General features: G+C 69.7%; 19 protein-coding genes. 9 read left to right on the top strand and 10 right to left on the bottom strand.

Annotated elements, in window-relative coordinates; translation table 11 throughout:
* Positions 1–65: 65 nt before the first annotated feature.
* The 4 genes from cysT (at position 66) to hemB (ending at position 4,055) form a co-directional block, all read left to right on the top strand.
* Positions 66–938, top strand: a complete 873-nt coding sequence (gene cysT, locus AC1DER_RS10280) for a sulfate ABC transporter permease subunit CysT (RefSeq protein ID WP_477246689.1) — start codon at positions 66–68, stop codon at positions 936–938.
* Positions 931–1,800 (top strand): sulfate ABC transporter permease subunit CysW, encoded by an 870-nt coding sequence (cysW, locus tag AC1DER_RS10275; protein WP_477246691.1) that lies wholly within the window; start codon positions 931–933, stop codon positions 1,798–1,800. The genes cysT and cysW overlap by 8 nt, the downstream gene beginning before the upstream one ends.
* A 169-nt stretch (positions 1,801–1,969) precedes the next feature.
* Entirely contained in the window at positions 1,970–3,013 is a 1,044-nt protein-coding gene (locus AC1DER_RS10270) for a sulfate/molybdate ABC transporter ATP-binding protein (RefSeq protein ID WP_477246693.1), read from the top strand.
* 49 nt (positions 3,014–3,062) lie between these two features.
* Entirely contained in the window at positions 3,063–4,055 is a 993-nt protein-coding gene (hemB, locus tag AC1DER_RS10265; RefSeq protein WP_477246695.1) for a porphobilinogen synthase, read from the top strand.
* A 25-nt stretch (positions 4,056–4,080) separates the two neighbouring features.
* On the opposite strand, the gene AC1DER_RS10260 is transcribed toward hemB, so the two are convergent.
* Entirely contained in the window at positions 4,081–4,995 is a 915-nt protein-coding gene (locus AC1DER_RS10260) for a TolB family protein (RefSeq protein WP_477246697.1), read from the bottom strand.
* Between the two features lie 81 nt (positions 4,996–5,076).
* Here AC1DER_RS10260 and aroE point away from each other — a divergent pair, with 81 nt between their 5' ends.
* The 4 genes from aroE (at position 5,077) to AC1DER_RS10240 (ending at position 7,591) form a co-directional block, all read left to right on the top strand.
* A complete protein-coding gene (gene aroE / locus AC1DER_RS10255; protein WP_477246749.1) occupies positions 5,077–5,919 on the top strand; it encodes a shikimate dehydrogenase in 843 nt (280 codons plus the stop codon).
* A gap of 11 nt (positions 5,920–5,930) precedes the next feature.
* The gene (locus tag AC1DER_RS10250; protein WP_477246699.1) at positions 5,931–6,185 is read left to right on the top strand and encodes a YkgJ family cysteine cluster protein; all 255 of its coding nucleotides are present in this window, start codon (positions 5,931–5,933) and stop codon (positions 6,183–6,185) included.
* Between the two features lie 75 nt (positions 6,186–6,260).
* On the top strand, positions 6,261–7,076 hold the full coding sequence (locus AC1DER_RS10245; RefSeq protein ID WP_477246701.1) for a carboxylesterase family protein: 816 nt from the start codon (positions 6,261–6,263) through the stop codon (positions 7,074–7,076).
* Between the two features lie 140 nt (positions 7,077–7,216).
* Positions 7,217–7,591: a hypothetical protein gene (locus AC1DER_RS10240; protein ID WP_477246703.1), complete on the top strand. Its 375-nt coding sequence runs from the start codon at positions 7,217–7,219 to the stop codon at positions 7,589–7,591.
* A gap of 55 nt (positions 7,592–7,646) precedes the next feature.
* Here AC1DER_RS10240 and AC1DER_RS10235 read toward each other — a convergent pair whose 3' ends face one another.
* The 8 genes from AC1DER_RS10235 to AC1DER_RS10200 form a co-directional block, all read right to left on the bottom strand.
* Positions 7,647–8,963 (bottom strand): DUF58 domain-containing protein, encoded by a 1,317-nt coding sequence (locus AC1DER_RS10235; RefSeq protein ID WP_477246705.1) that lies wholly within the window; start codon positions 8,961–8,963, stop codon positions 7,647–7,649.
* A gap of 5 nt (positions 8,964–8,968) precedes the next feature.
* Positions 8,969–9,961, bottom strand: a complete 993-nt coding sequence (locus AC1DER_RS10230; RefSeq protein WP_441815486.1) for an AAA family ATPase — start codon at positions 9,959–9,961, stop codon at positions 8,969–8,971.
* Positions 9,962–10,006: 45 nt separating this feature from the next.
* Entirely contained in the window at positions 10,007–11,152 is a 1,146-nt protein-coding gene (locus AC1DER_RS10225; RefSeq protein WP_477246707.1) for a DUF4350 domain-containing protein, read from the bottom strand.
* Positions 11,149–12,822 carry a DUF4129 domain-containing protein gene (locus AC1DER_RS10220; protein ID WP_477246709.1) on the bottom strand — a complete coding sequence of 558 codons (1,674 nt, stop codon included), beginning with the start codon at positions 12,820–12,822 and terminating at the stop codon, positions 11,149–11,151. The genes AC1DER_RS10225 and AC1DER_RS10220 overlap by 4 nt, the downstream gene beginning before the upstream one ends.
* Positions 12,819–13,868, bottom strand: a complete 1,050-nt coding sequence (locus AC1DER_RS10215) for a stage II sporulation protein M (RefSeq protein ID WP_441815489.1) — start codon at positions 13,866–13,868, stop codon at positions 12,819–12,821. Before AC1DER_RS10215 ends, AC1DER_RS10220 begins: the two co-directional genes overlap by 4 nt.
* Before the next feature lies 1 nt (position 13,869).
* Positions 13,870–14,550, bottom strand: coding sequence for an RDD family protein (locus tag AC1DER_RS10210; protein ID WP_477246711.1), 681 nt, complete (start codon positions 14,548–14,550; stop codon positions 13,870–13,872).
* On the bottom strand, positions 14,550–15,068 hold the full coding sequence (locus AC1DER_RS10205; protein WP_477246713.1) for an RDD family protein: 519 nt from the start codon (positions 15,066–15,068) through the stop codon (positions 14,550–14,552). The genes AC1DER_RS10210 and AC1DER_RS10205 overlap by 1 nt, the downstream gene beginning before the upstream one ends.
* A 74-nt stretch (positions 15,069–15,142) precedes the next feature.
* Positions 15,143–15,682 carry a gamma carbonic anhydrase family protein gene (locus AC1DER_RS10200; protein WP_441815492.1) on the bottom strand — a complete coding sequence of 180 codons (540 nt, stop codon included), beginning with the start codon at positions 15,680–15,682 and terminating at the stop codon, positions 15,143–15,145.
* A 105-nt stretch (positions 15,683–15,787) separates the two neighbouring features.
* On the opposite strand from AC1DER_RS10200, the gene AC1DER_RS10195 reads away from it, so the two are divergent.
* The gene (locus AC1DER_RS10195; protein WP_477246716.1) at positions 15,788–17,224 is read left to right on the top strand and encodes a coniferyl aldehyde dehydrogenase; all 1,437 of its coding nucleotides are present in this window, start codon (positions 15,788–15,790) and stop codon (positions 17,222–17,224) included.
* A gap of 133 nt (positions 17,225–17,357) precedes the next feature.
* On the opposite strand, the gene ltaE is transcribed toward AC1DER_RS10195, so the two are convergent.
* Positions 17,358–18,377: a low-specificity L-threonine aldolase gene (gene ltaE, locus AC1DER_RS10190; RefSeq protein WP_477246718.1), complete on the bottom strand. Its 1,020-nt coding sequence runs from the start codon at positions 18,375–18,377 to the stop codon at positions 17,358–17,360.
* Positions 18,378–18,397 lie beyond the last annotated feature (20 nt).

Raw genomic sequence — 18,397 nt, 5'->3', positions numbered from 1 at the left:
ATCCCGGCGAAAGCCGGGACCCACGTTGACGTTGACGTAGATGTTCTCGCCGCGCCGACGGTCCGATGAGCGCACACAGCATTCCCCTGCCACGCCTGAAGATGCCGCGCTTTCGCCAGCCGTTGCCCGGCTTTGGCCTGAGCCTCGGACTCGGTCTTGCGTGGTTGAGCGTGGTGGTGCTGTTGCCGTTGGCCGCGCTGGCGATCCGCGCCGCCGGCCTCGGCCTCGACGGCTGGCTGCGCGCGATCCACGACCCGCGCGTGCAGACGTCGCTGAAGCTCAGCTTCGGCGCCGCCTTCGTCGCCGCATTGGCCGCATCGCTCGCCGGTGCGCTGGTGGCGTGGGTGATCGTGCGCTACCGCTTCCCGGGCCGGCGCCTGCTCGACGCGCTGGTCGATCTCCCGTTCGCCTTGCCCACCGCGGTGGCTGGCATCTCGCTGACCGCGATCTACTCGGCCAACGGCTGGGTCGGCCGCTGGCTGGAACCGCTCGGCTTCAAGATCGCCTACACGCCGGTCGGCATCGTCATCGCGCTGGTCTTCATCGGCCTGCCGTTTGCGGTGCGCACGGTGCAGCCGGTGCTGGAAACGCTCGGACACGAACAGGAAGAAGCCGCGGCGTCGCTCGGCGCCTCGCGGTTGACCACGCTGCGACGCGTGGTCCTGCCGGAGTTGCTGCCGGCCCTGCTGACCGGGTTCTCGCTGGCGTTCGCGCGTGCGCTGGGCGAGTACGGCTCGGTGATCTTCATCGCCGGCAACCTGCCCTACAAGACCGAGATCGCACCGCTGCTGATCACCATCCGCCTGGAGGAGTACGACTATCCGGGCGCGGTGGCCATCGCTGCGCTGCTGCTGGCGGCGTCGTTCGTGTGCCTGCTGGCGATCAACGCGATTCCGTCGTTGTTCGCGCACGAGAAGAGGAGCCGTCGCCGTGAGTGACCACGTCGCGACGCGACGCCCGCGCAACGACCTGCAGGAGCCGGCCTGGCTGCGCTGGACGCTGATCGCGCTGGCGGTTCTGGCGATGGCCGCGCTGGTGGTGATGCCATTGCTGATGGTGCTCGGCGCCGCGTTCGCCAAGGGCATCGGTGTCTGGTTCGCCTCGTTGACCGAGCCCGATGCGCTGTCGGCACTGAGGCTGACGCTGTTCACGGTGGCCATAGTGGTTCCGGTCAACGCCATCTTCGGCCTGCTCATGGCCTGGGCGGTGACGCGCTTCGAGTTCCGCGGCAAGCAGCTGCTGCTGTCGCTGATCGACCTGCCGTTCGCGGTGTCACCGGTGGTCGCCGGCCTGTGCCTGGTGCTGCTGTTCGGCTCCCACGGCTGGTTCGCCGAGCTGCTGCAGCGGCACGACATCAAGATCCTGTTCGCGCGTCCGGGCATCGTGCTGGCGACGCTGTTCATCACCTTCCCGTTCGTGGTGCGCGAACTGATCCCGCTGATGCAGCAGCAGGGCGCCGATGAGGAGCTGGCCGCGCGCTCGCTCGGTGCTGGCAGCTGGACCATGTTCCGCCGCGTCACCCTGCCCAACATCAAGTGGGGCCTGCTGTACGGCGTGCTGCTGTGCGCGGCGCGTGCGATGGGCGAGTTCGGCGCGGTGTCGGTGGTGTCGGGCCACATCCGCGGGCTGACCAATACGCTGCCGCTGCACATCGAGATCCTCTACAACGAGTTCGACAGCACCGCGGCGTTCGCCGCCGCGTCGCTGCTGGCCGGTCTCGCCCTGATCACCCTTGTCCTGAAGTTCTGGCTGGAGGCACGCCATGGCGACGCCCTTGCGCAATCCCATCGTCGACGTTGAGCGCGCCGTGACCGAGATCCCCGCAGCGGTTGGCGCGCCAGAGATTGGCGCGCCAGGGACAGGCTGGCGCCGCGGCGCCGTGGCGGCCCCGCAGGTGACCGCGGCGGCGGAGTCTGCCACGCTCGCTGCCGCCTCATTCACTCGCCGGCCCCACCCGGCACGGAGCGGCATGGACCTGCACATCCGCCAGCTGGGCAAGCGCTACGGCGGCGTCGCCGCGCTCGACCGCGTCGACCTGGATGTGGCGGCCGGTGAGCTGGTCGCCCTGCTGGGCCCGTCGGGCTCGGGCAAGACCACGCTGCTGCGCGTGATCGCAGGCCTGCTGCATCCCGACGAAGGCCGCGTGCTGTTTGGCCAGGACGATGCGACCCGGCTGAGCCTGCGCGAGCGCAACGTCGGCTTCGTGTTCCAGCACTACGCGCTGTTCAAGCACATGACCGTCGCCGAGAACATCGCCTTCGGCCTGCGCAGCCGTCCACGCAAGCGCCGTCCCGACAAGGCGACCATCGCGCGCCGCGTCGAGGAACTGCTCGGCCTGATCCAGCTGCACGAGTTCGGCGGTCGCTACCCGGAGCAGTTGTCGGGCGGGCAGAAGCAGCGCGTGGCACTGGCGCGGGCGCTGGCGATCGACCCGACCGTGCTGCTGCTCGACGAACCGTTCGGCGCGCTCGATGCCAAGGTCCGCGTCGAACTGCGGCGCTGGCTGCGCCAGCTGCACGAGCGCACCGGCCAGACCACGTTGTTCGTCACCCACGACCAGGAAGAGGCGCTGGAGCTGGCCGACCGGATCGTGGTGCTGCGCGACGGCCGCATCGAGCAGGTGGGCACGCCCGACGAGATCTACAGCGCGCCGGCATCGGACTACGTCTTCGATTTCATCGGCCGCGCCAATGTCTTCGACGGCCAGGTCGAACAGGGCCGGTTCCGCATCGCCGGCCATGCCATCGCCCTGCCGGCGGACGGCGTGGCCGACGGCCCGGCGCGGCTGTACGCGCGGCCGCACGATGTCGCCCCGACCACGGCCGAAGCCGGCATCGCCGCGCACGTGATCGCCGCCCACCGCCTCGCCGATCGCATCACGCTGGAGCTGGCGGTGGCCGGCCAGACCCGGCCGATCGAACTGGATTTCGTCGCCACGCCCGGCGTCACCACGCCGGCGCCGGGCAGCACGATCGGGCTGGAGCCCTTGCGCTATCGGGTGTTTGGCGCCTGAACTCCCTTCCCGCTGGCTGCCCGTTTCCCGGGGCGTACAATTGCGCGCCATGAGCAGCTACCCCTACGTACGCCCGCGGCGGATGCGCCGCGACGAGTTCTCGCGCCGCCTGATGCGCGAGTCGGTCCTGACCACCAACGACCTGATCTACCCGGTGTTCGTGCACGAACGCGATGGCCGCGAGCCGGTCGCCTCGATGCCCGGCGTGTCGCGGCTGTCGATCGACGAACTGCTGCGCGAGGCGGAAATCGCCAGCGAACTGCGCGTCCCGGCGATCACCCTGTTCGGCGTGCCCGCCGACGGCAAGACCGCCGACGGCGCCATTGCCTGGAGCGAGGACGGCATCGTCCAGCGCGCCGTGCGCGCGCTCAAGCAGCGCTTCCCCGAGCTGGGCGTGATCACCGACGTCGCCCTCGACCCGTACACCACCCACGGCCAGGACGGCCTGATCGACGACAGCGGCTACATCCTCAACGACCAGACGGTCGATGCGCTGGTGAAGCAGGCGCTGTCGCACGCGCAGGCGGGCGCCGACGTGGTCGCACCGAGCGACATGATGGACGGCCGCATCGGCGCGGTCCGCAATGCGCTCGAAGAAGCCGGCCTGGTCAACACCCGCATCCTCGCCTACAGCGCGAAGTACGCGAGTGCGTTCTACGGCCCGTTCCGAAGCGCGGTTGGTTCGGCCGCGGCGCTGGGCAAGGGCAACAAGTACACCTACCAGATGGACCCGGCCAACGCCGACGAGGCCCTGCAGGAAGTCGCGCTCGACCTGGCCGAAGGCGCCGACATGGTGATGGTCAAGCCGGGCATGCCGTATCTGGACATCGTGCGCCGGGTGAAGGACGAGTTCCGCGTGCCGACCTACGTCTACCAGGTCAGCGGCGAGTACGCGATGTTGAAGGCGGCCGCGCAGAACGGCTGGCTGGATGAGCGCGCCACGGCACTCGAAGCCCTGCTGGCCTTCAAGCGCGCCGGCGCCGACGGCGTGCTCACGTACTACGCACTGGATGCGGCGCGCTGGCTGCGCGAGATGGCCTAGGCCGAGACAACTGGAACAAACCGGCCTAGAAGCAGCCAGCCTTCCCCGTCACCGCAGGCGCCTTCATCCGGTAGATGTCGTACTTGCCCGCGCGCGGCGACTTCGCCGTGCCGGTGACCAGCAGTTCGCCGGGTTTGTTCCAGTCCAGCGCCGGTCCGAAGGTGATGGCGTCCTCGCTGTTGAACGAGAGCTTCAGCGGCTGCACGTCGCCATAGCGCGTGCCGTCGCACTGGGCGACGAACAGTCGCACTGGCTGGTCGTCGACGTTCTTCGATCGCGCGAACACGATCGCCTCACCGTCGCCGAGCCAGGCCGCGTCGAAGTCGTCCTGCGCGCTGTTCACGCCGGGCAGTGGCACGGCATCGCTGAACGCCTTGCCGTCCCATCGCGCCACCAGCAGGTCGTGCCGGCCAGCACCGCCATGGCCGTCGCTGGCGAACAGCAGATGGCGACCGTCGCGGCTCGGTGTCGGCGCCCACTCGTCGCCACGGCTGTTCACGCCCGGCCCGAGGTTTTCGGCCTTGCCGAAACCGCCACCGGCCAGCACCGGGGCGCGGTAGAGATCGTCGCCGCCGACACCGCCGGGGCGGTCGGAGAAGAAGTACAGCCAGCGCCCGTCGCCGCTGAACAGCGGATCGAAGTCCTTGGCCTTGCTGTTGATCGCCAGCGGCTGCGCATCCTGCCAGCGACCGTCCTTGAGCGCGGCCTGCCACAGGTCCCAACCGCCGGGGCCGCCTTCACGGTCCGTGCTGCCCCAGACGATACGCTGGCCGTCCGGGCTGACGCTTGCACGGACTTCGCTGGCCTTGGTCGACACCACGCCCATGCCTTCGATCCCGAATTCGGACAGGAAGGCCGCCGCCGGCCCGGACATGAACCATCCGCCCAGTGCGATAGCGGGGAGTAGACTCAAGCCCTGCAAGGCCGCTGTGCGTCGCATGGAGCGTTCTCCTGTGTCTGTGGCCTCAAGTCTAAGCGAGGGTCCCCCGTGTCCAATTTCGCCTCTGTCGCAAATCCCGCCATCGTCAAGCGTTTCGCGGTGATCGGCCATCCGGTCGCGCATTCGCTGTCGCCGAAGATCCATGTCGCCTTCGGCAAGCAGACCGGGATCGCGCTGGAGTACCTGGCGCTGGACGCTTCACCGGAGAACTTCGACGCGCTGCTGGCGGAATTCGCGGCCGAAGGCGGCCTGGGCGCCAACATCACCCTGCCGCACAAGACCCGCGCTGTCTCGATCTGCACCACCTTGACCGAGCGCGCGCGCCGCGCCGGCGCGGTCAACACGCTGATCCGCTCGGCCACCGGCTGGGAAGGCGACAACACCGACGGCGTCGGCCTGGTCCGCGATCTCACCGAGCGCCACGGCCTGGACCTGCGCGGCCGCCGCACGCTGCTGCTGGGCGCCGGTGGCGCCGCGCGCGGGGTGGCGCCGGCGCTGCTCGACGCGGGCATCGGCGAGCTGTACATCATCAACCGCACACCCGAACGCGCCGATGCGCTGGCCGACGTGCTGGCCCAGCCCGGGCGCGTGCATCCGCGCTACTTCAGGGACATCAATTCGCTGGGCATGTTCGACCTGATCATCAACGCCACCTCGGCCACGCGCGATGCCTCGCTGCCGCAGCTTCCGGTGGCGCTGGTCGGACCGCGCACGGCGGCGGTGGACCTGAGCTATGGCGAGGTCGCCATCCCGTTCCTGGCCTGGGCCCACGCGGCCGGCGCGCACGACCGCATCGATGGCCTGGGCATGCTGGTCGAACAGGCCGCCGAAAGTTTCCAGCGCTGGCACGGCGTGCGCCCGGAAACCGACTCGTGCTTCGAGTTCCTGCGCGAGCACCGCGCGGTGCTGGTCACCGCGGACTGAACCCGACGACGATGGAATGCCGCGCCCACTGCGGCGCGTGCTGCATCGCGCCTTCGATCACCTCGCCCATCCCCGGCATGCCGCATGGCAAGCCCGCGGGAATGCCATGCGTGCAGCTCGACGACGCGCTGCGCTGCCGCCTGTTCGGCCGGCCCGAGCGTCCGGCGTTCTGTGCATCGCTGCGGCCAACGCAGGAGATGTGCGGTGCCGATCGCGATGAGGCGATGGCGGAGCTGTCCGAACTGGAGCGCCTCACGCGGCCTTAGTCCTGTCCACGTGGACGCGTTCACGCGCGCGGCTGCCGCGTTACGCTGGCGGCCCCTTTTTTCGATCACGCCCGCATGAAGCTGCTTGCCGCACTGGTGCTCTGCCTCGTTTCACTCATGGCCCGGGCCGCTGACGGCGACGAACTGATCCGCGGCACCGGCCCGATGGTGCGTGGCGCGGTTGCCGACGCAAACGCGGACGATTTCGCACGGGGCGAATTCGTCGCCAGCAACGGCGCGCACCTGCGCTACCGGTTGCTGCCGCCGCTCGATGCCAAGCCGGGACAGCGCTACCCGCTGGTGCTGCAGTTGCACTCCTCCGGTGGCATCGGCAACGACAACAGCGCGCAGCTCGATCGCGTGGCACTGAGCTGGGCCATGCCGGACGTGCGCCGTCGCTACCAGGCCTATGTCCTGGTGCCGCAGTTCGAACAGCGCAGTGCCAACTACGACTCACCCACTCATCCCCAATCGGCGGTCGCATCGCCCGCGTTGGATATGGCGCTGGAGCTCGTCGAACACATGGCGGCCAAACGCCCGGTCGATCGCCAGCGGATCTACGCGGTGGGCTTTTCGATGGGCGGGTCGGCTGCATGGCTGGTCGCTGCGCGGCGTCCGGCGTTGTTCGCGGCAATCGTGCCGATGTCCGGGATCGCGCCGGGCGACGAGGCCTCCACGGCCCTGCTCGACACGCCGGCCTGGGTGATCCACGGCAACGCCGACACGGAGAACCCGATCGATGCCGACCGCCGCCTCGTCGCCGCCATCCGCACCCAAGGCGGCAACCGGGTGCGCCTGCGCGAGTACGAGGGCCTGGAGCACCAGCCGCCTGCCGACATCCAACCGGGGAACTGGTGGCGCGACTGGCTGTTCTCCCAGCGGCGACGCTGAATGGGGGCGGCGGAGCAGCCGCGCTTTGCCGGGTTTGCCGGTTCGCACGAACTGCCATAGGCTGCTCGCGGGGACCGGTCCGGGACAAGCCATTGGACCAGCCGGGCTTTGGGTAGTGGGGACTATCTCAGGGGGAAGGCATGGCCAATCACGTAAAGGCGGCAAGCGCACACCGGATGATCGCGGGCATCTACTGCGTCATCGTGGTGCTCGCGACGATTTTCATCTACGCAGCAGTCAGCAACAGTCCGGGGGCGGTGGCAGTGATGTTCGCGGTGCCGCTGGCGATTCTCGCAGCGGTGCATTTCGTCATTGCCAACGGCGCCGACAATTGCAGGCCGTGGGCGCGTACGGCATCCATCGTGCTCGGCGCCATCATGGCGTTGGGATTCCCGATCGGCACGATTGTGGGCGTCTACATTCTCAAGTACTCGCTCGCGCCGTGGGTGCCGGACAAGCGCCTGTCCGAATCGCTGGCGGAAGGCTGGCCGAACAGTCAGCAGGAAGCGGCCTGATCGCAATGGGAGCAGGCCGGGAATCGCCTGCTCCCTGATACCCGTCGGGCCCGCGTCACAGGAGTCCGTCGCGCTTGACCGACAGGTACTTCTCGACCAGCGACGCGGCGAGCTTGTCGCAGGCCACATCCAGCACCATCACGCCGTGATTGCGCAGCGCCTCGTGCGCGGCGTTGCGCTGTTCCAGGTATTGCGCGGTTGCGCCGGCGCGGATCGCCTGCGACAGGTCGTGCACCGTTTCGCCGAGCGCGCCGTCGAGCGATCCTTCGCGCAGGCTCGCCACGCAGACCAGGTGGCGCTTGCGCAGCATCTGCACGGCGGCAAGGACGTCGTCCATGTCTTCGTCGCGCAGGTTGGTCACCATCATCACCAGCGACCGGCGGCGCTGGCGCAGCGACAGTTCGTTGGCGGCGGCAAGGAAGTCGGTGGCCACCGGCTGCGGCTGCAGTGCATAGCTGGCGCGCAGCAGTTCATCGATCGCGCCGACGCCGCGGCGCGGCGGCACCCAGGTGTTGGCACCGCCGCTGGCGAGCAGGCCGACGGCATCGCCCTGGCGCAACGCGAGGTAGGCCACGACCAGCGCTGCATCGAGGACGTGATCGAAATGCGCCATCTCGCCGTCGCGCGCCAGCAGGCGGCGGCCGGTGTCGAGCAGCAGCACCAGCTGCTGGTTCTTCTCGTCCTGGTATTCGCGCGACACCAGGCGGCGCGCACGCGCGGTCGCCTTCCAGTCGATCTGGCGCATGCTGTCGCCGATGCGGTACTCGCGCATCTGGTGGAAATCGGTGCCTTCACCGCGGCGGCGGCGCAGGTGCGCGCCAACCAGGCGCGAGGCCTGCTCGGCACTGAACATGGCAAAGCGCGCCAGCGGCGCGAAGTTCGGGAACACGCGAACGGCCTGGCCGACGCCGACCACGCGCGAGTGCCACCACAGCCGCAGCGGCGAGTGCAGCCGCAGTTGCACGCCCTCGAAGCGGAAATCGCCGCGGGCGTGGGCGCACAGGTGGTAGTCGAACGAAGTCGCCTCGCCCGCGCGCAGTTGCAGGCTTCGCGGCAGGCCATGCATTCGCCAGCCACCGGGATGCAGGTCGTACACATCCAGCCGCTGGCTGCGCACGTCGCTTTCCAGGTTCAGCGTGACCGGTCGCTCGATGCCGATCGGCCAGGTGTCGGCGAGCCGGCGCTCGACCCGCGGCGTTTCCCGGCGCAGCACCTGCGCCGCGTCGAACAGCACCAGCACCAGCAATGCCAGCCCCGCCGCGGACCATGCCTGCAGCGGCGCCCGGTCGAACGCCACCGCCACGCCGAGCGCGGACCACAGCACCAGCAGCCACAGCATGGCCGAAGCTGGGCGCGGCAGTGTGCGGCGCATCGCGCTCACTTGCGCGGTGCCTCCACCTTCGACAGCAGCGCGTGCAGCACGTCGTCGGGCGACTGGCCTTCGATCTGCAACTCCGGCGCGAGCGCGATGCGGTGGCGCAGGGCCGGCTTGGTGATCTCGCGGATGTCGTCCGGCGTGACGAAGTCGCGGCCGTCCAGCACCGCCTGTGCACGCGCGGCGCGCACCAGCGCAAGGCTGCCACGCGGACCGGCGCCCAGGGCGATGCCGGCCCAGTCGCGGGTGGCCGCGACGATCCGCACCGCGTAGTCGATCACCGTATCGTCGACCGTCGTCAGCGCGGTGCCGGCCTGCATCGCCGCGATGTCCTGCGGGCCGAGCACGCGCTGGACCTGCGACAGGTCGAAGTCCGATGCGCTGCGCCCCTGGCTGACCGCGGCGACCATGCGCTTCTCGTCGGTGCGCGAGGGATAGCCGATCAGGATCTTCAGCAGGAAGCGGTCGAGCTGGGCCTCCGGCAACGGGTACGTGCCCTCCTGCTCGACCGGGTTCTGCGTGGCCAGGGTCAGGAACGGTGGCGACAGCTGGAAGCTGTGGCCCTCGATGGTGACCTGCAGTTCGGCCATCGCTTCCAGCAGCGCCGACTGGGTCTTGGCCGGCGCGCGGTTGATCTCGTCGGCGAGCAGCAGGTTGGTGAACACCGGGCCGCGACGGATGTTGAACGTCTCCGTCTTCGGGTTCCACACCGCGTGGCCGCTGATGTCGCTGGGCATCAGGTCGGGGGTGAACTGCACGCGTGCGTAGGTGCAGTCCAGCGCCCGCGACAGCGCGCGCACCAGCAGCGTCTTGCCCAGACCCGGCACGCCCTCGATCAGCACGTGGCCGCCGGCGAGCAGCGCGATCAGGATCTGGTCGAGCACGTCGGCCTGGCCGATGAAGGCCTTGCCGACCTGCTCGCGCACGGCGGCGGCACGCTCGGCCAACGCGGCGCCGGTGATCGGGACGATGGGCTGGATGGTATCGGCGTTCATGGCGTGGACTCGTCGGTGATGGGGTTGGCGATATTCAGCAGGCAATCACAGCTGGTTGCGCAGGCGCACCAGCGTGGCGATACGGCTGCGGAACGCGGCGTGGTCGCGTGCGATCGGCGTGGAGAGGGCGTCGCGGATATCCGCTGGCGGCACGCTGAAGCGTTCCGACAGCAACACCACCTGCGCCTCGCCGCCGATCGCGGCCGCGTGCGGATCGCGACGTCGCAGGCGCGCCAGGAAGGCGTTGCGCACGGCCTCGTGCAGCAGGTGAGCGTAACCGTAGCGATAGACGTGCTCGCCGCTGGCGACGACATGCTCGAGCAGCGAGCGGCGTTCGCTGGCCGGCGCCGGCAGTGCCGGGCCGAAGCGCTGCGCGCGCCGCCACAGCCACGCCAGCAGCGCCAGCAACAACGGCGCCCACGCCATCCAGCTGTGGCGCAGCAGCGTCCACCAGAACGACGGCATGTCGGCGGCGTAGATCAGGTGCACGGTGCCGGCGCGATAGTTGGGCGCGAGCAGCTGGCGCGCCAGCACGATGTGCGGGGCATCCTTGAGCGAGTCGTTGTCGAGAAAATCGAAGTCGGACAGCACGTCGACGTAACCGCGGCCGTGGGCGAGGCGCATGTAGACGCTGCCGCGCTCGTCGCCCCAGTCCAGCACCGGTGCGCCCCCGGTGCCGAGCGCGCGGAAGCGGCGGCCGTTGCAGAATTCCACGTGCGGGTCCTTGACCCGCTTGTCCGTGCCGGGCACGTCCCAGCCGGCGCACGTTGCAGAGGCCAGCGCCGGAATGACATCGAGCTGGCTCAGCACCGGCACCACCGTGTTCGTGGCGAACGGGCCGGGCGGCGGCGTACGCACCAGCAGATGGCCACCCTTGTCGACCCAGTCGAGCAGCGCGCGGCCCTCGTCACGGCTGAGCGTGCGCGGGTCGTTGTACAGCAGCACGGTGTCGCGTTCGCCGAGGCGGTGGCTGTCGCGCTGCAGGCTCGGTCGCGCTTCGGCCTTGGCGCCGTCGGCGCGCAGGGCCAGCTTCAGCACATACAGGGGATTGGTGCGCGCCTCGCCCGAGCGCGGCAGGTCGACCGATTCCTCGACGCGCTCGTAGTAGTGCAGCCACCACGCCACGCCGCCGCCGACCAGGGCCAGCACCAGCGCGACGATGGCGACGACCTGCAGGTTGTTCCGGTTCATGCGGCGACCTCCGGAGCGGTCGCAGCGGTGGCCACGGACCCGGCCGGCGCCGGCGTCCAGGCGAAGCGGCGCGCCAGGTCGTCGATCAGTGCGTCGAGGTCATCGCTTGCAGGAAATCGTTGCGCATACGCGGCGTACTGCCAGGTGCGGACGGCGCGCGCGAACGCATCGCGGTCATCGCTGCGGGCAAGCTTTCGCGATGCGCGCAGGCATTCGGCCTCGGTCGCGCCCGGCACCAGCACGGCCTGGGTGCGCGCCACCATGGCCTCGACGCTGGCGCGGTACAGCAACGCGAGAGCTTCGCGCTGGCGTCCTTCGCGCCACAGGCGCCGCACCACCGACGGCACGTCGTCCGGCAGCGGCAGTTCGGGATCGGCGAGGTCGGCCAATCGCAGTCCATCGACTTCGCGCTCCTCGCGCGCGACGCCGTCGCGGAACCAGGCCAGCCAGCGCGGCGCGGTAAACACCAGGATCAGCACCAGCACGGCCAGGACGATCCACAGGCCGAACTCGCTGATCAGTGCAACGGCCGCGGCCAGCCATGGCAGCTCGGGCGTGTCGCGCTTCTTGTCGACCTTGGGCTCGGGATCGCGTGGCTTCCAGGTGGTCACCGTCTGCTTCGGGCTCACGGTTGGGTCGGCGTAGGCCTTGGCTACCGCCTTGCGCAGGCTGGCATCGTCGACGAGCGCTCGCCCGAAGACCTGCTCCGGCGTGACCCGTGCGATCTTCGGTTGCGCGCGCTTGTCCGGTTTCGCCTGCGGCGCCGGCACGCCTTCGTGCTCTTCGCCGGAGGCTTCGTCATCGGCCTGCGCGCCGATGTCGGCGCCGCCCTGCTGCGCGTGCGCAAGCGACGGCATCGCCGCGAAGGCGAATGCCAGCACCGGCACCAGCACCAGCAACAATGACGCGCTGGCGGCGGCCAGGCGCGCACCGAGCCGGCGCAGCGCCAGTTCGATGTCCCAGGCCTCGATCTCGGTGCGACGGTTGAGGTACAGGCCCAGCCCGGCGCCGACATAGAACGGTTCGATCAGCCCGGTCGCGACCCAGCCAAGGAGGGTGCTGAGCAGGTTCAACCAGTCGGGCATGGTCTGCGCGAACTTCACCACCGTGCTGCCGAACTGCGACAGGTACTCGTTCGGCACGAACAGCATCGCGCCGGCGAAGATGCCCAGCCACACCGCGATTTCAAACAAGGCGAACGCGGAGGTCAGCAGCAGGCCAACGCCATAGACCGGCGCACCGAGGGTGCGTCGACGCTCGCCGGCCTCGCGTCCGCGGCCGCCCTCGAGCAGGTCGACCGGCAGGTACAGCGAACGTACCGGGCCGAGGCGACGCCAGGTCAGGTAGGGCAGCATCCAGCGCCAGCCCCAGCTGCGTTGCGCCTGCAGGGTCTGTCGCGGCGTCGGCACGTCGCCGAAGACGGCGCGCGAGAGCACGTACAGCGGAATGCGGTCGAACACCGGCTTGAACCACCACATCAGCAGGCCGGCCAGCCAGATCGCGTCGATGGCCCAGGCCAGGGCGCTGACGATCAGCAGCACCGGCAGGGTCAGCGCCAGCCACGGTTTCCAGATCGCCGCGGCGTGGCGGCGGGTCAGCGCGGTGCCCAGTTCGACCGCTTCCCACGGGGTGCGCGGCCGCAATGCGACGGTGAGCGACTCGATCCTCACGGCGCGGCACCGCCGTTCGAGACGCCAAGCCCAAGCCCAAGCTCGGCATCGCCGATGGCCTGGTTGCGCCCGCCGCGCCACAGCCACAACAAGGTCAGTGCCCACAGCGCGCCGCCGACGCTGTACTTGATCCACGCCGGCATCCAGCCGATCGACGACCAGAACGCCTCGACGAATGCCGCGAACACCAGCATCGCCAGCACGCCCAGGCACAGCAGCGCGCCGCGCCGGCCGCCATCGATCAGCGCATCGACGCGACGGCGCTGGCCGGGCGCGACGAGATTGAGGCCCAGGCGCAAACCGGCGCCGCCGGCGATGACTATCGCGGTGAGTTCGGGCGCGGAGTGGGCGGCCACGAAACGCCAGAACGGATCGCCATGGCCGACTGCCTGCAGATGCCCGGCGACGCCGCCGATCATGATGCCGTTGACGATCAGCACCACCACCGCACCGATCCCGGCCAGCAGGCCGCTGGCAAAGGTCTTGAAGCCGATGCTGACGTTGTTCCAGATGTAGTAGCCGAACATCGCCACGTCGGTGCCGTTGTCGCGGCCGAGCTTGCGCATCGGATCGTCCGGGTCGTACATCGACTCGAAACCGACCAGCTGGGCCGGATCGAACAGCGACGCCGACAGTTCCGGCGTGATCTGGATCGCGACGAACACCGCCACCAGCGGCAACCAGAACAGCAGTGCCGACGCGGCCATGCAGCCGCCTTCGGCGCGCACCAGCCGCGGGAACCCGGCCAGCAGGAATGCCAGCACGCGGCGCCAGCGCGGCGGCGGCGTGCGGTAGAGCAGGCCATGGCCGCGCTGCATCAGCCCCTGCAGGCGGTCGGTCACCAGCGGGCTGTAGCCACGTCGGCGAGCGAGCGCCAGTTGCTGGCAAAGGCGCCGGTAGCGGGCCGGCATTTCGTGGTCGGCCATGCCGTGCCACTGGCGGCGCGACATGCGCGCGCGCTTGACGTGCTGGCCGCGCGTATCGAGCCATTGCTCGAACGCGTTCCACTCGGGCTGGTGACGCTTGATGAAGTGTTCCTGCCGCATCTCAGCGCCGCCCCAGCAGCCAGTTGGCCATGCCATACAGGCGCGTCACCGCCAGCGTTCCGCGCGCACCGGTGAGCGGCGTGGCGAGCTCGGCCAGTTCCTCCTGCCGCGCCTGGGTCAGTCGCGGCCCGCGCTCGGCGAAGGCGACCAGCGCGGCCTGCTCGTACGGCTGCAGCACCACCGGCGGCGCCATGACATGGTTGAACGGCTGCGGCGTCGGCGCCACCGTGCGCACGTCGTGCACGACCAGCGTGCCGGCGACCATGTCGCCGATGCGCCGGCCCCAGGGATCGAGCAGGCTGCTGACCAGGCCCGCCGCGTAACCCATCGGCAGCATGTCGACCACGCGCAGCAGGTTGCGGGTGAAGGCCGCCAGCCAGCCGACCGGGGCGCCGTTGCTGGCAACCACGCGCAGCCCGAGTGCGCGCTTGCCAGGCGTGCGGCCATCCCACATCGCCTCGAACAGCACCGGATAGAACCAGTACACGAGGAACAGGACCACGGCGTAGAAACCCGTCCCGCTGCGCCCGAGGATCCCCAGCACCATGGCCGAAACGAACACGATGCCCAGCCGGATCGCCAGATCCAGCAACCAGGCCAGCGCCCGCGGAACCGGGCCGGCGGCGGGCAGGTGAAGGGCGACGCCTTCCGGCGTCACCACTTCGCGGTACGTGTCGAGCATCAGGCGTCGACGACCATCGTGTCGGCAATGTGGTCGTGCAGGCAGCGGCGCTGCTCGCCGAAGATCCACAGGATGTTGGCGAGGCTGAAGACCGGGCCGAGGAACGGCACGCCGCCGATCAGGCCGGGCACGGCGTAGCGCAGCCAGAACAGGCGCCCCAGGCCAGCGCGCTCGCCGTCGGTGCGGACGATGCGGATGCCGACCCAGCGCTTGCCGATGGTCTGCCCTTCGCGACTGAGCAGGATCAGGGTGTAGATGCCCAAGGCGACGAAGCCGGCCACGCTCAGCAGGACCAGCGAGCCGCCGAGTTCGCCGATGCCACGGGCCGGGTTGTAGCGAGCGATGGCGATGATCAGCGGAAGGGCGACGGCAAGCGACACGCCGCCGTCGGCCAGCGCCGCCATCAACCGCGGCAGTCGCCCCGCCGTGACCAGCTCGTCGTCAAAACGTTCTTCCGCGGTGGGCTGCACCTGCGCCGTCGGCGCCGCATACGGATTGCGGTACTCGAAACTTTCCATGTATCCCTCATTCCCTTGCGGGAAGTCCTTGCTCCTGCGGTGCCCGCGACCCCCTGCCGCGGCCTGCCGCTGCGCTACCCGATCATCCCCAGGTAGCGGTCCTTCAATCGTACATAGTGCTGGGCGCTGTAGTGCAGCTGTTCGATCTCGCGCTCGCTGAGCCGGCGCACCAGCCTGGCCGGATTGCCCAACCACAGCTCGCCCTCGCCGACCTGCTTGCCCGGGGCGATCACCGCACCGGCACCGACGAAACCATAGCGATGCACGCGCGCGCCGTCGAGCACCCGCGCGCCCATGCCGATCAGGCAGAAGTCGTCGAGCGTGCAGGCATGCAGGATGGCGCCGTGGCCGATGGTCACGTCGTTGCCGATCACCGTCGGCACGCCGCCAGGTTGCGTGAACGGCCCCTCGTGGGTGACGTGGACGATGGTGCCGTCCTGGACGTTGGTGCGGGCGCCGATATGGATGCTGTTGACGTCGCCGCGGATCACGCACATCGGCCAGATGGAGACGTCATCTCCCATGGTGACGGCGCCGATGACCACCGCGGACGGGTCGATGTAGACCCGCTCGCCGTGGCTGGGAAACGTGTCGAGGTAGGGACGCATGGTCATGCCCGGATTCTATCCGTCGCACCGTCGCAGGGGGGGATGAGCGGCGCCGTGGATGTCCGACTTTACCCTGCTGCGACCGACCCGGCGCGGTCTACACTCGACCGTATGGACATCACCGCCGACACGCCCCTCAACCAACTGGCCACCACCCGCGAGCGCCTGCGTCAGGCCTGGCAGGCGCGCAAGCCCGACCGCGCCCAGCGCCGCGCCGACCTGCTGCGCCTGCGCGACGCGTTCCGCGCCCGCATCGCCGACATGGACGCGGCGATCCGCGCCGACTTCGGCCATCGCAGCCAGCACGAGAACCTGCTGTCGGAAGCGATGATCGTGCTGGCTGAAATCGACCACGCCCTGGGCCACCTGCGCCGCTGGATGCGTCCGCGCCGCGCGGCGGTGGGCTGGCGCTTCTGGCCGGCGAGCGCGCAGATCCGCCCGGAACCGGTCGGCGTGGTCGGCATCCTTTCGCCGTGGAACTACCCGGTGAACCTGGCGCTGGTGCCCTTGGTATCGGCAATCGCCGCCGGCAACCACGTCTACCTCAAGCCGTCCGAGCACGCCCCGCGCACCGGTGTGTGGATGCGCGAGCTGCTGGCCGATGTCTTCCCGGCCGACCGCGTCGCCGTCGCCATTGGCGGCCCTGAAGTGGGCGCCGCGTTTGCCGGCCTGCCGTTCGACCACCTGCTGTTCACCGGCTCCACCGCGGTCGGTCGCAAGGTGATGGCCGCCGCCGCCCCCAACCTCACGCCGGTGACACTGGAGCTGGGCGGCAAGGCCCCGGCCATCGTCTGCGCCGACTACCCGCTCGACCGCGCCGCCGCACGCATCGCCACCGGCAAGTGGTTCAACGCCGGCCAGACCTGCATCGGCGTGGACTACGTGCTGATCGACGCGGCGCGCCGCGACGCCTTCGTCGAGGCGATGAAGGCCGAGCTGCGCTCGCGTTACGGCGACTTCGACGCGCCGCACGACTACACCCGCATCATCAACGACGGCCAGTTCGCGCGCCTGCGCGGCTACGTCGACGATGCGCGCACGCGCGGCCTGACCGTGATCGAGCCGGTGACTCCGGACCTCGACGACGAGGCCCGTGCGCGCAACGCCCAGGACCGCCTGTTCCCGCCGACGCTGGTGCTCGACCCGCCGGCCGACGCCGAAGTGATGCGCCACGAGATCTTCGGCCCGATCCTGCCGGTGTTGGCCTATCGCACGCTGGATGAGGCGATCGCGCAGGTGCAATCGCTGGAGCGGCCGCTCGCGCTGTATCCCTTCAGTGGCGACAACGCCAGCATCGAGAAGATCCTTGCCGGGACATTGTCGGGCGGCGTCACCGTCAACGACACCCTGCTGCATTTCGGCGCGCACGACCTGCCCTTCGGCGGCATCGGCCCCAGCGGCATCGGCGCGATCCACGGCCGCACCGGCTTCGACACTTTCAGCAAGCTGCTGCCGGTGTTCCGCCAGCGCCGCATGGCCGCCAGCGACCTGCTCAAACCGCCCTACCGCGGCGCGATCGACAAGATGATCCGCTGGCTGGCGAAGTAGGTTTCGGCGAAGCAGGTTCCTTCGACTTCGCTGCGCTACGCTCAGGACGAACGGTGGGGAACGGCACGCCCCATCACCGTTCGTCCTGAGCGTAGGCGCATCGCGCCGAAGTCGAAGGACCCGGCGCCTCCAATCAGCCGGCCGCGGCAAACCCCCGCAGCGCCCCCACCACCCGATCGACCCCCGCATCATCCACACCCAGATGCGTCACCAGCCGGATCGCCGGCGTGTACCCGATCGACACGCGGATGCGCGCCTCCGCCAGTACCCGCCGCAGCGCATCGATGCGCTCCACCGGCACGTCGATGAACACCATGTTGGTGTGCCGGGCGACCACTCGCAGGCCCGACAACCCGTCCAGTCCTTCGGCCAATCGCGCCGCGCGCGCATGGTCATCGGCCAGCCGCGCGACGTTGTGGTCCAGTGCGTACAAACCGGCCGCGGCAAGAATGCCGGCCTGGCGCATGCCACCACCGACGACCTTGCGCCAGCGCCTGGCCACGTTGATCAACTCCTGCGTGCCCAGCAGCACCGAACCCACCGGCGCACCAAGGCCCTTCGACAGGCACACCGAGACACTGTGGAAGTGCCGCGTGATCTCCCGCGCCGGCACGTCCAGCGCCACCACCGCGTTGAACAGGCGCGCGCCGTCCAGGTGCAGCGCCAGGCCACGGCGGTCGCACAGGGCACGCGCCTGCGCCAGGTACTCCAGTGGCAATGCGCGTCCGTGCCAGGTGTTCTCCAGGCACAGCAACCGGGTCAGGGCGAAATGCGGGTCGACCGGCTTGATCGCCCGCTCCACCACGTCCAGCGGCAGCGTGCCGTCGTCGGCCTGCACGATGGGCTGCGGCTGGATCGAGCCCAGCACCGCCGCGCCGCCGCCTTCGTACTTGTAGGTGTGCGCATCCATGCCGACGATGTACTCGTCGCCGCGCTGGCAGTGCGCCATCAGCCCGATCAGGTTCGACTGGGTGCCGCTGGGCACGAACAGGCCGGCGGCAAACCCAAGGTCGTCAGCCAGCCGCTGCTGCAGCGCGTTGACGGTGGGATCCTCGCCGTAGACGTCATCGCCTACCGGCGCGCGAAGCATCGCCTCGCGCATGGCATCGGTGGGCTCGGTCACGGTGTCGCTGCGAAGGTCGATCCAGTTCATGGCGGTTCTGCGGCGGGGTC

The organism is Lysobacter sp. 05T417, assembly GCF_056396405.1.
The sequence above is the reverse complement of the archived record's forward strand: the minus strand, read 5'-3'. Positions and strand labels throughout refer to the sequence as shown.